Annotated in this window: 17 protein-coding genes; 10 read left to right on the top strand and 7 right to left on the bottom strand. The window is 43.8% G+C overall.

Going from position 1 to position 13,927, the window contains the following annotated elements:
- Window positions 1-133 precede the first annotated feature (133 nt).
- The 3 genes from FD01_RS00305 to FD01_RS00295 are packed head-to-tail and all read right to left on the bottom strand — an operon-like array spanning window position 134 to window position 2,155.
- A complete protein-coding gene (locus tag FD01_RS00305) occupies window positions 134-916 on the bottom strand; it encodes an ABC transporter permease (RefSeq protein WP_054718050.1) in 783 nt (260 codons plus the stop codon).
- Window positions 903-1,820: an ABC transporter ATP-binding protein gene (locus FD01_RS00300; protein WP_054718053.1), complete on the bottom strand. Its 918-nt coding sequence runs from the start codon at window positions 1,818-1,820 to the stop codon at window positions 903-905. Before FD01_RS00300 ends, FD01_RS00305 begins: the two co-directional genes overlap by 14 nt.
- Window positions 1,817-2,155: a DUF1048 domain-containing protein gene (locus FD01_RS00295; RefSeq protein ID WP_054718056.1), complete on the bottom strand. Its 339-nt coding sequence runs from the start codon at window positions 2,153-2,155 to the stop codon at window positions 1,817-1,819. Before FD01_RS00295 ends, FD01_RS00300 begins: the two co-directional genes overlap by 4 nt.
- A gap of 239 nt (window positions 2,156-2,394) precedes the next feature.
- On the opposite strand from FD01_RS00295, the gene FD01_RS00290 reads away from it, so the two are divergent.
- Window positions 2,395-2,727 carry a DUF2200 family protein gene (locus FD01_RS00290; protein WP_054718087.1) on the top strand — a complete coding sequence of 111 codons (333 nt, stop codon included), beginning with the start codon at window positions 2,395-2,397 and terminating at the stop codon, window positions 2,725-2,727.
- 111 nt (window positions 2,728-2,838) lie between these two features.
- Here the strand turns inward: FD01_RS00290 and FD01_RS00285 are convergent, their stop codons facing one another.
- The 3 genes from FD01_RS00285 to FD01_RS00275 form a co-directional block, all read right to left on the bottom strand.
- Window positions 2,839-3,972, bottom strand: coding sequence for a tyrosine-type recombinase/integrase (locus tag FD01_RS00285; RefSeq protein ID WP_056962221.1), 1,134 nt, complete (start codon window positions 3,970-3,972; stop codon window positions 2,839-2,841).
- Window positions 3,969-4,232, bottom strand: a complete 264-nt coding sequence (locus tag FD01_RS00280; protein WP_225436211.1) for a DUF3173 family protein — start codon at window positions 4,230-4,232, stop codon at window positions 3,969-3,971. The genes FD01_RS00285 and FD01_RS00280 overlap by 4 nt, the downstream gene beginning before the upstream one ends.
- Before the next feature lie 77 nt (window positions 4,233-4,309).
- Window positions 4,310-5,590, bottom strand: a complete 1,281-nt coding sequence (locus tag FD01_RS00275; RefSeq protein WP_056962220.1) for a replication initiation factor domain-containing protein — start codon at window positions 5,588-5,590, stop codon at window positions 4,310-4,312.
- A gap of 436 nt (window positions 5,591-6,026) precedes the next feature.
- Between FD01_RS00275 and FD01_RS00270 the strand changes: the two genes are divergently transcribed.
- Entirely contained in the window at window positions 6,027-6,551 is a 525-nt protein-coding gene (locus FD01_RS00270; protein WP_054718060.1) for a helix-turn-helix domain-containing protein, read from the top strand.
- Window positions 6,552-6,787: 236 nt separating this feature from the next.
- Here the strand turns inward: FD01_RS00270 and FD01_RS00260 are convergent, their stop codons facing one another.
- A complete protein-coding gene (locus FD01_RS00260) occupies window positions 6,788-7,426 on the bottom strand; it encodes a hypothetical protein (protein ID WP_056962219.1) in 639 nt (212 codons plus the stop codon).
- Window positions 7,427-7,672: 246 nt separating this feature from the next.
- Here FD01_RS00260 and FD01_RS00255 point away from each other — a divergent pair, with 246 nt between their 5' ends.
- The 8 genes from FD01_RS00255 (at window position 7,673) to FD01_RS00220 (ending at window position 13,927) form a co-directional block, all read left to right on the top strand.
- Window positions 7,673-8,035 (top strand): BlaI/MecI/CopY family transcriptional regulator, encoded by a 363-nt coding sequence (locus FD01_RS00255; RefSeq protein WP_056962218.1) that lies wholly within the window; start codon window positions 7,673-7,675, stop codon window positions 8,033-8,035.
- A gap of 14 nt (window positions 8,036-8,049) precedes the next feature.
- Window positions 8,050-9,156: a M56 family metallopeptidase gene (locus tag FD01_RS00250; protein WP_054718073.1), complete on the top strand. Its 1,107-nt coding sequence runs from the start codon at window positions 8,050-8,052 to the stop codon at window positions 9,154-9,156.
- 2 nt (window positions 9,157-9,158) lie between these two features.
- Window positions 9,159-9,371, top strand: coding sequence for a hypothetical protein (locus FD01_RS00245; protein WP_054718075.1), 213 nt, complete (start codon window positions 9,159-9,161; stop codon window positions 9,369-9,371).
- A gap of 544 nt (window positions 9,372-9,915) precedes the next feature.
- The gene (locus tag FD01_RS15925) at window positions 9,916-10,065 is read left to right on the top strand and encodes a hypothetical protein (RefSeq protein WP_156647250.1); all 150 of its coding nucleotides are present in this window, start codon (window positions 9,916-9,918) and stop codon (window positions 10,063-10,065) included.
- Window positions 10,066-10,247: 182 nt separating this feature from the next.
- Window positions 10,248-11,663 (top strand): IS5 family transposase, encoded by a 1,416-nt coding sequence (locus tag FD01_RS00240; protein ID WP_056962217.1) that lies wholly within the window; start codon window positions 10,248-10,250, stop codon window positions 11,661-11,663.
- Between the two features lie 24 nt (window positions 11,664-11,687).
- Complete coding sequence (locus FD01_RS00235; protein ID WP_056962216.1) at window positions 11,688-12,071, top strand: phospholipase A2 family protein; 384 nt, start codon at window positions 11,688-11,690, stop codon at window positions 12,069-12,071.
- A 13-nt stretch (window positions 12,072-12,084) separates the two neighbouring features.
- On the top strand, window positions 12,085-12,567 hold the full coding sequence (locus FD01_RS00230; RefSeq protein ID WP_056962215.1) for a thioredoxin family protein: 483 nt from the start codon (window positions 12,085-12,087) through the stop codon (window positions 12,565-12,567).
- 736 nt (window positions 12,568-13,303) lie between these two features.
- Window positions 13,304-13,927 carry a helix-turn-helix transcriptional regulator gene (locus FD01_RS00220; protein WP_056962214.1) on the top strand — a complete coding sequence of 208 codons (624 nt, stop codon included), beginning with the start codon at window positions 13,304-13,306 and terminating at the stop codon, window positions 13,925-13,927.

The following is a 13,927-nucleotide window of genomic DNA, read 5'->3' as shown; positions in this document are numbered from 1 at the left end:
ATAGAAAAAGGAGCCAACAGACAAGATGTCTATCAACTCCAAAAATTGTAGCGCCAAATTTGCGCCGATTGCCGATCATCAAAACTATTTAACGGAAAACGCCGACTTCACAGCGAAGTCGGCGTTTTTTGGATTATTTGGTTAAGTACATTTTCGCGTACACGCGATAAGACAAAATTGCAAAGATGATCATCCCAGCCACCAGCCAGATGCCAGCAATCATCGGCGTGTTGTGACTTAACGTGACGGAGTGGTCCAACAATTTGCGCGCAGTGTTCACGATTGGTGTCATCGGTTGATGATCAGCAAAAATCTGCACCGCTTTGGCCATGCCTTTTGTGGGCATCAAAGCGGAGCTGACAAATAGCAACATCAACAACACATAAGAAAAGCCGCCAGCTGACGCGTAATTGTCCGCCTTCAACGAAAACGGAATCGCCAACAAGGTGATCGCCAGCCCAAACAATGCAGACAAGCCAACAAATAATAAGAGGGAGTCGATCGTTGCGTGCACGCGATACCCCATGATCAAGCCCACCACAAAGACCGCTAATTCTGCCAGCAACATGAAGATCAAAGAAGCCAGTACATGTGAGCCTAAAATCACCCAACGTGGAATTGGCAAAGAATGCAGTCGATTGAGAAACCCGGATGTGCGGTCATTGTTGATGCGCAAAGAGGTGTAAGCCGAACCCATTGCCATCGTTAGGAGTAAAAAGCCTGGTAGTGCATAGCGTAAATAGGTAGTGGCACTACTAGAACCGCTGGCAGTCGCGATATTGCCGCCTAAAACATAAACGAAAAACAGTAACATAAACATTGGCATCGCAATGACAGTGATGATGGTATCAGCGTTCGTGAGGTTTTGCCGGACGATGCACGCAGTCAACGCATTTAATTGTTTAATAGTTTGCATGAGTGTTCTCCTGATCATTGATCGCTAAAAAGACGGATTCCAAATCGGCTTCATCGCGATCGTAATGTAACACAGTGATGCTGTTTTCAAGCATTAATGTCAATGCTTTGGCGGCAATCTCTGCGTGTAAGTTGAATTGGGCATCGGTGAGAGTAAACGATATGTCGGATTCATTCAAAAGGGTTTGCGCTTGGGCGACTTTCTGTTCGTCGATCGCCATGGTGTACGTGGCAGTTACACGTTGTTTGATTTCAGCAGGCGTGCCATATTTGACGATCACGCCATCGCTGATGAACCCGATATGATCGGACAAGGCGTCGGCTTCATCTAAATACTGGGTGGTGAGAAAAACGGTTTTGCCGGCATCGCGAATCGCGTTGATCATTTGCCACAAAGCCAAGCGATTTTTCGGGTCGACGCCAGTGGTGGGTTCATCTAAGAAGATCACTTTGGCATCACCGAGGAGTGACATGGCCAAATCCAAGCGTCGCCGCATGCCACCGGAATAGTTTTTCACTTTACGAGACAAGAATTCCGTGAGGTCGAGTTGTTGCGCCACACGATCGATGGCGGCAGGAATATCTTGAATCCCGCGCAACTTGGCGATCAATTTCAGATTGTCTAACCCAGAGAATTCAGCGTCAAAAGTGGTATCTTGTGCGTTTAAGGCAATCAGCGGGCGGACTTGATTGCCTTGTTTGATCGGATCCAAGCCTAGGATCTTTACCGTGCCTTGGTCTTGCGCCGAAAGCGTCGCTAAGATATTGATCAAGGTACTTTTGCCGGCGCCGTTTTCTCCGAGCAACGTAAAGATTTCGCCTTGTTCAACGGTTAAGTTGATGCCTTTGAGGACTTTTAAGGCGCCGAATTGTTTGGTGACGCCGTTGACTTCGATTGCTTTCACAGTTGTTCTGCCTCCTGAACTTGTTGACGCAGTTGATTTTGATATTTGATCAGCCACAGCACTTCTGGATATTGCGCCATGATGCTTTCAGCAAAAATCACTGGATCAGAGCCGACGATTTGTTGCACTGGGACATTTTCAGCTGCATATTCTTGAAACATGTTCAGGATTTCTTCGAGGGGGTCGATCATGCTGCCAGAGCGGGCGAAGTTCCATAAATATTTCTGTAGGGCGATTAAAGTTTGGGGGTATGGAGCCGGTAAGGCGTTCACGTCTTTGAGAAATTGTTTGTAACGCTTTTTGTCTTGAATCATAGTGGAAATGAAATCAGGCATGGGAAAACTCCTTTTCATCTGAGTTGTGTTGCTAGGTAGTGAAGCTACGACAACACAAAATAGTTGTACGATCTCGCAGCTACTTGCCGCAGCTAAGTACAGCTACATAATATCAACGGGTAGTGACTATGTCAACCGGCAAACCAAAATATATTTGCAGCGCGTGGTTTGCGATTCACCGTGTGCTCCGGTATGATGAAAGCAACAATGAAAAGGCTTTATTATCTGGAGGTGGCAAGATGTCCGAACGCGTTTTTCAATACCCCTTTGATAAAATTTACCAGCTGTATCTGCAAAAAGTGACCAAAAAAGGGCGAACTCAGGCGGAACTCGATAACGTCCTCAGCTGGTTGACAGGGTACGAGCAAGAAATTTTACACGCAAGCGAATTACCTTTACAAGATTTCTTTGCTCAAGCTAAAATGTCACCGCAAGCGACGCTGATCACTGGCGTTGTGTGCGGGGTCCGCGTCGAAAAGCTTGAGGATCCCTTGATGCGGCAGATCCGCGAAATGGATAAAGTAGTTGATGAATTGGCCAAAGGCAAGGCAATCGAAAAAATCAAACGTTGAATCGTGCATGAGTATTTCCCGGGAACAATCGTGCATTTCGCGTCTGTCCCGTGGTATCAACGTTTCTAGCACCACCGATTTTACGGTGGCACAGTTTTGACCCTTTTCAAATTATTTTGGCTCATCGGGCACCTCCTTGGAGAAGATCCCGTTGAGCTTTTTTGCGACTTCAAAGTTACTGTTGGGGTAAAGATGACCATAAGTGCCGAGCGTCGTTTCGATGTCTTCATGCCCCAGACGTTCTTTGATCTGGAGTGGATTTTCACCGAGGCTGATCAACAGCGACACATGCGAGTGGCGGAGGCCGTGTACGGTAATTCGCTGAACCTTAGCGAGTGTACTGTACGCAGCCACAATATCCAAAAATTGCCCGTCAGAGCACGGAATCCCATCACGTGAGAATACCCACTCGGAATCCACCATCGCCGCTTGTGCGTCCTGCCACGCGCCTAAGCACGTCACTGTATCATCATCAAGCGCCACGGTACGACGGCTAGCGGCAGTCTTTGGCGCTGGCGTCTCAAACCAGTTGCGGTTGTGATAGTCCATCGTCTTATTGACGCTCACGGTCTTAGCTTCGAGATCAACGTCTGTCCACTTTAACGCCCGTGCTTCACCGCTACGCAAGCCTGACATGAACATGAACCACAACATCGTGTAATCAAAGCGGCCAGTGTACGTGTCGGTATTTGTCTTAGTAAGCACCTTTTGGAAGTCGGCTTGCGTCCAGAATTGGATCTTCGCTTTCTTCTTTTTGATGAGGCCAACGACCCGTACTGGATTCTCGTTGATGATACCAAGCGCCTTAGCGCGTCCTAGCACTTGACCTAACATAATGTTGATAGTACGCGCATAGGATTGCTTACACTCTTTGAGTACGCTGACTTGCCAATGTTGCACATCAATCGGCCGAATTTGGTCAATGATGATGTCGTTGAACCTAGTCAGATACTCACTGTTCATCAAGACCAATCGCTGGCGGTAGGTGCGTGGTTTCACTTGGGTTTTGTACCAAGGTTTGAACACGTCTTCCATAAATTCGCCAAACTTAGTCTTCTTGATGTCCTCATCATCGGCGACCCCAGCCGCCAACATTGCAACTCTTGCTTTCTTCGCCTCCGTTTTCGTTTTGAAGCGGTGGGCACGCTTTTGAATTCGCTTGCCCGTCCGTTTATCAGTTCCTAAGCTTACGCGGAAGCTAAAAGTGCCGTCCGCTTGTTTTGTAATTGGGTCTTTCGTAGTCAAGATAGTTCCTCCTTAACTGCGGAAAGGCCACTTGGTGCACCCTCAAGTTGGCTTAGTTTCAAGCCTAATACTGCGTCTACTGCTTCCACTGGAACACGGTCTACGCCTTTCTTACCGTACCATCCAAGGCCTTGTTTGAGCAACAACTCTTTTGCCATTTTGATGATACGACTTGCTTGCGCTGGACTATATCCCAGCTTGATAAGATCAGCTCTAGTCATCGTCAGGAAGACTGGCTGTTCTGATACGTTAATATTCAATCAAATCACTTCCTAAAGTTTGGTAGGAGTGAGATAATCAAACCAGATAGAACCCATATCTTATCTGTGAAGGGTGGCTACTTGCTTTGGTCGGCGTAGTCGCTCTTTTTTGATTTCTCACGTTGCTTTGAATCTGTCAAAATACCGTTGCGTTGGTGCTGAAAATGGTGGATCACGTCCCAGTGGCGTTGTGTCAATTTACCACTGTCGATGATAGCCTTGAGTTCGTTCGTATTGTTGTACTGATCAATCAACTGCAACATCTTGAGCGAGGGTGCGACTTGCTTTCTTAACCATCGCGTAATATGGTCATAGTTTAACGGCTCTGGATTAGTGGACAGGCGCAACTTATCCCGATTGTTGCCGATGAACGCCGCCCAACGGGGATCTAACGCCCACTCACTTCTAGGCTTATGACTTGGCGTCAAGAAACGCAGATACTGATTGATGATGCCGAACACGACTTGCTCGGGGTCACGCGTCGCTAGTAGATGTTCAACCGCTGTGGCGGCACGTTCGCGGCGTAGTCGCACTTCAAAGCGAGTACGGATTGGCTGATCTTCAATGGCGATTTCTGGGTGTTTCTGATGTTGCTCAAATGCCTTGTCGTAGATACAGAAATTGACTTCACTTTGTGGCGAACCAAGGTACAGGGTGCGTCCAGAGGCGTGCCACTGTTTAGTACGGTTGTCCCTGAACCCACGAAAGCGCGAGCTGAATTCATCACGGTCGCACTTCTCAATTAGTGTTGGCACATCTAGTAAACCGTTGCGGTCGTTGATGGCTAAATCAAGTCGAGTGAAGTGGCATTCAAGTTTGATACACGTCTCCAAGAAGTCATACCAAGTTCGGTTCTGTGAGCGCAGATATGATTCGACATAGCGACAACCTTGACCTTTTAGCTCAATCATTGTGCCGCTGTCGTCTTTCGGGTTGTAACCTTCGGCATCCACATCTTGGTAAGGCGATAACATCATCTTGATCTCACCGCATATCAGGCTTGCTGAATAGCCGTAGTGAGCGCCCTCGTGAAGATTGAAATGGGTCGGGCTGATTTGGAACAGTTCGTTAATCAATTCTTCGTAGTCGTGCGTCTTGAAGGTAACGCCGAGATAGTCGATACAGACGTCCAAATTATTCTGACCGGTCAGGGCACGTAACGCCAACGTTAGTTCTAATCGTGCTTTATCGTTGAGTGGCTTCTTGCGACCCAGCAGTTGATTCAGGTGTGACCGGCTGTAATTAGCCATGTCGGCGAGCTGGCCTTGTGTAATACCATTGTCGCGCATCTCGTCGTGGACTTGATCAAGCCAATCTTTGTTGGTCATACCGCCAATTAAGTTTAAGTCTTTGAGCATGTTAGCTCCTTTCTATGCGTCCTAACAGCAATTTGGCGTTCTACCTATGCGGCAATGCCTTGCTGCAGGCGCTTTATGCCTACCGTCGGATTTCTTGTTACTTGTATTTGCCCCCTATTAGATACTGGGGGCTTGTGGCGGCCGGCTAACGCCGACCGCCGCCGCTCGTGCTAGCGGCTTTCGCGCTGCACGCCGCGCGCGGCGGCGAGGGCTTCTTCCTTTCTCCTCATCAATTTCAGTGTTAGAATAATGACAGGATGATGTTTGCCAGCCTGTATCTGCATTCTAGCAGGTTTGTGTTCGACGTGCAACCGCATAGTGTTTGACAATTAACCTTGTCAATGCTTTAATAAACCTCAACAGGACTTCAAATGGTTTGAAACAGTTTCATATAGCTTCAAATAGTCTCAAATCGTCAAAGAATCGGGGAGAAAAAATGTCTGAAAAAAATTCGGAAGGCATCGAAATCAAAATTGGCCTGAACGTCAAACGTATTCGTAAGGAACAAGGCCTGACCCAAAAGGAACTTGCAAACAAACTGAAAAGTATTGAGCAAACAGTTTCCAAGATTGAACGTGGCGTGTTTACACCGTCCGCCGAGACGATTATGCAGTTGTGCGACGCGTTGAATGTCACGCCTAACGAATTGATGCTAGAGAACCCAGAATGGCAGAAATGGCAATCTGAACGGCTGGAACATCAAGATCACTCAATCAACGGGCTGGCTGATCAGATCGGTTTAGTGCAAGGTATGTTCGCTAAAGCTGATATGGCACGTGATGCTGGTGATGAGGATACAGAAAAAGCGTACTTGGATGACATCATCCAAATGTACGCTTGGCAAAACAAGGATATTCGGGCAATTGCAGAATGGCTTGATCGACGGTATCTCAATACGTATCTGACTATTCTACAAAATGAAGTCCGCATTTCCATTATTGGAAATGAGCTGAAAAGATAGTTAATATCAATAGCTATTCTTTGCGGGATTTTATAATGGCTAGTACTGTCCCGATATAGAACAATACAAATCCGATTAAGAAATCAATGCCCGCTTCGTGAAATGGCTTTTTAAAAATCAGTATATCAAATATAAAATAGCCGAACGGTAGTATTGCTGCAATTACTGCAATCAGGAAGATAAGGACAATAAATTTTTGTAATTTCTTCATGTAGATATTTTACCACGAATACGGATTATATAATGGCCTTTATCCCACAGACGCCGGCACTATAAACTACTTGAGCAATAACACCGCCCGGAACCATCTTGGCGACGAGTTTTTTCAACACGGTAGTTCCTAGCTTACGCCCAATCAATTGTACGATAAGAGCAGAAGCTTTCTTCCAAGCTTTTTGCGCAAGGAACTTCTTAACCTGTGATGAAAAAACCTGTTTTACAATATCTAATCCAAGAATTTTGGCAAAAGAAGTATACATACAGGATGCGAAATCGCCTCGAGCTTGAAGTGCATTAGGACCAAAATTAGTCTCTAAATAGTCGAGAAATTCAGAGTTTCCATATTTTTCACGAATGGCGGTAAGATTGACCGAAGTGATATTACCATCCACATCACTTGTAGACGCATAAGTATATAAAAACTCCATTTCCTCAGCGAATTGATCTACAAGTTTTTGCTCATCAGCAGTCATCGTGTAATCTTCAATATACACAGAGTCATCGTTATCGTTGGTCAATGTTTCGGTGGATACGTCTGTCGTGGTTGTTTTTTCATCAGCGTGGACAATCGCACCACTATACGCAAGGGGTGTTAGAGCGAGCATCATCGTTGCACAAGCACAAGCAACTCTAGACAATAAGCTAAATTTTTTCATCAGAAACTCTCCTCGTTTGTTGGCCTATTTTTTGTAATCGATTACAAAGATTAGTTTATGTGAAGAACAGTTAGATTTCAATATAAAAATACAGTGGGAGTTTATAAGTATCAGAATCCTGATGAATCTTGTGGTTGCTCCTTTTTGGAAAGCTGCAACTGCCTTTTTTTACACTCACTGCATTTATATTGATTTTTTAGCGCAATCATTTATTATAAAGGCATATAGTCAACAGGGAGGTATACTATGCGACTTTTGACGAAGCGGGAGCTTCAAATGATGACTGCACTATGGCATTCGGAAAATTCTTTATCCGCCAAAGAAATAGGCGAACTTGATCCGGAAATAAGTATGAATACAATTTTGGCCGTTCTACGTAAATTACTAAAATCAAACCTGATCAAAACGGATTCAGTTGAGATGAGTGGTAGTACTCTGATGCGAAAATATGTACCTATTTTGCAGGAAGAAGATTACTTGACGTCCGCAGTCTCCGACAAAGCGCTCAAAAAAATTGTGGCACAGTATATTAGCGAAAGTGATACCAACGAAGATCTTAATCAATTGGAGATTTTAATAGAACAGCGAAAAAAAGACATAAATAGGTGACGGAGGTGCTTAGTATGCAGTTGTCCGTTTCATCAATGGTCATTTCGCTCGTCTCTGCAACAGTTTGTATATGCTTGGTTCAAATAATTCTTCATTATCGTCCGGTGTACCGAACGTTTAGAGTTGGCTTAATATATGCACTTGTCATAATTGCAGCTTTAAGATTGGCGTTACCATTTGAATTTATTCACACAAGAACAATTGCGTCAAAAATAGTTTTACCGGCAATGTATGAGTTCGGAAATATCGCACCATTGAACAATTGTAATGTGGATGTTTTTGACTTCATTTTCTTGATATGGATTTTGGGAGCCCTTACTCGTCTGAGTATCCTACTAGTAAGCCTTCACAAATCTCGAGAAGTAATTCATTCTCTATCAATTGCGGGACGAAAAACTTACACCTCAGCATTACAAAGTTCTGTTGAGGTACTAGTGACTTGTGCCGATTGTGCACCCTTTGTGTATGGGCTAAGACGTCCTAAGATATTTCTTCCAGATATCAAGTTTTCTGATGATGAATTGCAAAACATTCTTAGACATGAGTGTCAGCATATTCGTAACCGCGATATTTTACAAAAACATATGATGCAAGTATTAACCTGTGTATATTGGTGGTTTCCTCCTATATACGCTTTGCGTAACGAGTTAAACGTCATTATTGAATTGCGAGCCGATGGTCAAGTTGTGAAAGAGTACTCTGATCAGCAATACTTCATGTACCTAACCAGCTTAGTCAGCGTTGCAAAATTGATTAAGAAAAGATCGAACTCAACGGTTCCCTTGGCTCAACCAGTAACTGCGTTTATTGATGCGGAGCAAGGAGTATTAAAGCAACGAATTGTTTTTTTGCTAGAGGAACATTCTATTCGAAAAACCAATTTTGGCGTCTTACTTATGGTTATTGCGGTACCATACTTTGTTACATCCGTTATAGTAGAGCCAGATTACGTTCGAAAAGGTAGTGACGCCGCACGAACCACCACGCTTGATCGCAACAAAGATTCTTACTTACTTCATCATAAGAATAGGTATTACCTGTTTATTGACGGCAGGAATATCGGCCAAGTTGATGATATAGATTCAGGAGAAATGAAAAGTCTACCAATTAAGGAGAAATAAAAATGAAAAAAACACTCATGGTGTTCACTATTACTGCATTACTGGGTTGCGGATCAATCTCACCTATTCAAGATGTCTGTGCTTCCGAGAAAGTTCAAGTTGAATACAAAAGTGCAATCATTCGATGGCATTATAAAACGATTAACGGTCATGCATACGGAAGAAAATATAACGAAACAACTCAAAAATGGGTTGGTGATTGGGTGCGCCTATAGCATTAGTAGTATTTGTTTTGTAGAGCTGCTAGTTGGCAACTAACTAATCGCTCAAATACTAAAAGCCGTAATTTTTTCACAACCGAGGCGTGTGCCTGCGATTGTTCTGGGTATCTTACTTATTTTGATGATTACGGGCACAGTCATGTGGCAAGGCAACACGGTATAAAGCAAAAATAATAATCGTTAAATAATTGGGTCGTTTGTAAAAGCGACCCAATTTTTCATGGGATAGAGTTCTACATCTGATCAAAACCAATTATCGGGTAATTCATGTGATTGCTAAGCTAGAGTGAGATTGGCTCAAATAAACTGGCGGTCACGCAGGTACTATGATAGCGGATTTGATATATGTATTTCACGAGATAAAAGTGTCACAGCGAATTAATACCGTGGAGCACGGTATACACCATTTTAGACTAAATAGAACCGTGGCTGTATTTTTTTATTTACTTTTCATTTGATCGGTTGTATGATGTCACTGTAATCGATTACATTAATTCCCGTCGCATCATTACTATGTCATCACGGAGGAGTGAACACTATGACAGTACAGCAAGATAGAAATATTAAAGTTCCCTTTTTACTTACCATTGTTTCCACAGTATTAATTTTATTTTCTATGTTGTTTCTTGGTAGTAACACTGTTTCAGCCTCAACAACTCAACCGAAAGATCAAGAGTTATACAGTTAATTAGACGACACGACAAAATCGCAGTTAGCCGAACTCGATAAGTACCTAGTGGCTGTTTAAAAATGTAATACGCGCTGATATCAGTGAATTCTACACGTTACTGTCTTATAATAAAGACATAGATTTTCTCGGCTTTCGGGAAATTCCCGTGCATTTATGAAATTCACTCGGAGGTTTTATCCATGGTTTATCGTCAAAGTCCTCATCAACTCACTTTCGAATCGTTTGGTTGCGGACTGAGCACACCGCTCAGTCCTGATAATGAGTGGGTACAATTGGCCGACGTTTTCCCGTGGAAGGAACTCGATGAAGCATACCAATTAGAATTTCCAAAGAATTCTGGGCGCGCTGCCAAGCCATTTCGGATGCTTTACGGGGCTGGCCTGATTCAGAATCGCATGAAGCTAACTGATCGCGGGATCGTTGACGCCGTGCGTGATACGCCGGCATATCAGTACTTCATTGGGCTTTCAGAATACCAGGCTAAAGCGCCATTCAGCTACTCAAGCTTGTGTAACTTCCGTAAACGCATCGCCGATCTTTCCGAGCTGATTCGAAACATCATCAACGATTGGCTGCGCGCTAAGATCCAAGCGCTGGTTCCGTTCAAAGTTGACGTGTTGATCACTGATGCCACAGCGATTCCGGTAAAGATTCGCTTTCCCCAAGATACGTCTTTGCTTAATCAGGCTCGTAAGAACCTTGAAGAGATGGCCATCGATATGGCACATCAACTCGACGTACCAAATCCACGGATGCATAAGCGTGATGCCAAGAAAGTCTGGACGGCATTTTCTCGGCATCCGAAGCGCCAGCATCAATCGATTCGCAAACAAGTCAAAGCCCAGCTTCAATACGTTCGTCGTGACTTACGGTTCATCAACGAGTTCATTGATGCCGGCGCCACGTTGACTGTCAAACAAGCGGTACGCCTCGGCGTCATTCGTATTTTGTTTGACCAACAATGGTACATGTATGAACACAAGATCCACCATGTCGAAGACCGTATTGTCAGTCTCCAACAACCGTACATCCGCCCGATTCAACGTGGTAAGGCCAAAGCTAAAACTGAGTTCGGTGCTAAGATCGATGCCTCATTGAGCGAGGGGATCATTGATATTGAACGCTTTGGTTTCACTAACTTTAATGAGAGTAAGGATTTTGAAAAAACGCTAGATCATTATTTCGACTTGCATGGCCAATACCCTGACGAAGTACTGGCCGACACGTTGTACCGCAATCGGGATAATTTGAAAACCTGCAAAGATCTAGGCATCGCCATCTGTGGGCCAAGGCTTGGGGCGAAACCCAAGCAAGTGGACGCCAAACAGCGACGCCAAGATACCGACGCTGAAAACCGGCGAGGCGCAATCGAGCGACGCTTCGCCTTCCTGAAAGGCTCGGTAGGATTGGATCTGGTAAACACTCGCACAGCTGAATCTCTAGCCGTTAAGATCGATCAAGCCATAGTCTTGAGTAATGCGCTGACCCTCTTGAGGGTATTTGCTATACCAATTTTCATTTCAACGACCAGCGAGGGTCAGACCTATCGCTTCCAGTACAAATTTACTACCGGCACTGAGAATATGGTGGCCTAAATCAACAGCCACTACCTAGTTGATGTGGATGGAATCAAGTTCTTCGACTATGATAAGGCTGAATCTAGCGGAGCAAGCGATGCAATTTTAACGATGGGCGCTGAAAATAATGTTTGGGCTCAAGATATTAAATACTACGGCCTTAAGAGCGGCGAAAAAATTGCTATGGCAAGAATCAACATGCTTGTTTATGGTAACTATTGCGGGAAAGGAAATAACGGTAAAAAACCTATTGATGACCTAGATTCTGCATGCAAGTCTCATGACGCTTGCTACGTATGGGGTGGGAACAACAAAAAATGTAACCATAATTTTGGATTGAAGCTGTTGCCAATCATTCAACGTTCAAATGCATTATCTTATAAACACTTGGTGGCGACTACCGCCTTTAGTATTTTCTGTGGTTAAGAGGATCAGCAATATGAAATTACTGCATCGTGAAATTTTTGTTATAGGACTCCTGTGGCTACTCGTTTTAGCAGGATGTTCAGTAAAGCCATCTTCTTCGGAAAAAAGTAGGAGCTCATCTTCGAATGTAATTCATGTTGTTCACAAAGCAAAGAGTGGACATTTTATTCAAGACGTAAGTGCACCAAAATTGGAAGAAGCAATTCACAACAAAGAAACATTTGTTGCGTATTTTTCACGAGATGACTGCGATGAATGTATTTCTTCATTTCCAGTTATACTAAACTTTTCTGAACAAAAGAAAGTTCCAATATTAAACGTTGAAACAAGAAAGGAACGTAAAAATAATCGAGAATCCATCAGTCTTCTAATTAAAAAATACACCATCAAGTCTGTGCCGACACTTGTTCGATTTAAACGTGGACAAGCGGTTAAAAAACAGGTCGGGCAAATAAATGACCTAACCTTGAGGGAGCTGATGAAGAATGAAGAATGAGAAGCGAGTCCTTCTTAATCAATTGCTACTTACCATTGACTTCATTATCTTGTTTGCGATCACCTGGTATAGCAACAAGGACCATGTCCCAATTTTACTTCAGGCTATCTTCTTCGGATTACTTATATTGGCCATAGTAGCTCTACTAGCGCAGATTGTCCTCCTTAGCAAGAAATCTCAATTAGGGTGGGGCTACAGTTTCGTCAATATATTGTTTTCATTGTTCATTTTCCTTTGTATAAGTATTACCGGTCTATTCTACATCGGCTTTGTGATATCCCCGGGGTAGATATTTGACGTCGCATCATGCTCAGCACTTTGGCTAGTTAGTATAATGGGGACGAAAAACTAAATTTACAGCTTTTCTGGAATATGACTGGCTTTTAAAGTGCAAATCTGCATATGTGAACTGATTTTGATTGTCCACAAATAATCCAATTTCTCACAAGAAAAAGAAGCATCGGTTGAATTTGTCACCGGTACTTCTTTTTCTTGTATGAAATGTTCGAACATCAGAGGGTGGCACAGCTGTGGCACATTCCATCAGTATATTGTCTGATGTTGATGCGATTGAGCGTCCTAAAAGGTGTGTTGTACCGCGATTCAACGTTTTAATCATTCGAGAGAATAATTTCCCGGGAAATGTTTGCTGTCAAAAGCTTTTAGCGTGGTTTTGAAGTTCTTTGGTGGTAAGCTGTCGATATCCTGAGACAAAGTGGTGCTAGGGGGAGTTGAAATGCAAATCGGCAAACAGATTCAAATTCATCGGCAACGCCTAGGCCTGACGCAAGATAATTTGGCGGAGAAATTATTCGTGACGCGCCAAACCATTTCCAATTGGGAAAATGACCGGCATTACCCAGACATTGAAAATCTGTTGTTACTGAGTCAGTTATTTCAACTCTCCTTAGACGAATTAGTTAAAGGAGATGTCGTAGAAATGAAACACGTGGTTGATACCCGCAAATCAAATCGGGATGCAAAGCTGATGTTGGGTTTGATGCTGGCTGCGTTGCTGGCGATCGGACCGTCACTATTCTTGCCGAGGTATTGGGCTTTGGTGCCAACGGCGATACTTTGGGGATTGGCCTTTATCCCAGCTTTGCGCTTGGAAGCTTTTAAGCAAAAAGCGGATGTACACACCTACCAAGAAATCTTAGCTTATATGCGAGGCAAAGACGTCGAAACCTTGCGCAAACAACGCAATAAGCGACGTGATACTTGGGCCAAAGCCAAAGTCGTTTTGTTATTTGCAGTTGTTAGCGGTGTGATTGCATTACTGGTCAGCATGCTGTATCTTTTGTTCCTCAATTTTCAAGTCAAGTGCAACGATGATAATGAATCCTTGATAGTGGTCTAG

This window comes from Lacticaseibacillus manihotivorans DSM 13343 = JCM 12514, from assembly GCF_001435035.1.
GTDB lineage: Bacteria > Bacillota > Bacilli > Lactobacillales > Lactobacillaceae > Lacticaseibacillus > Lacticaseibacillus manihotivorans.
Note: the sequence above shows the minus strand (reverse complement) of the source record. Positions and strands in the feature narration are given on the sequence as shown.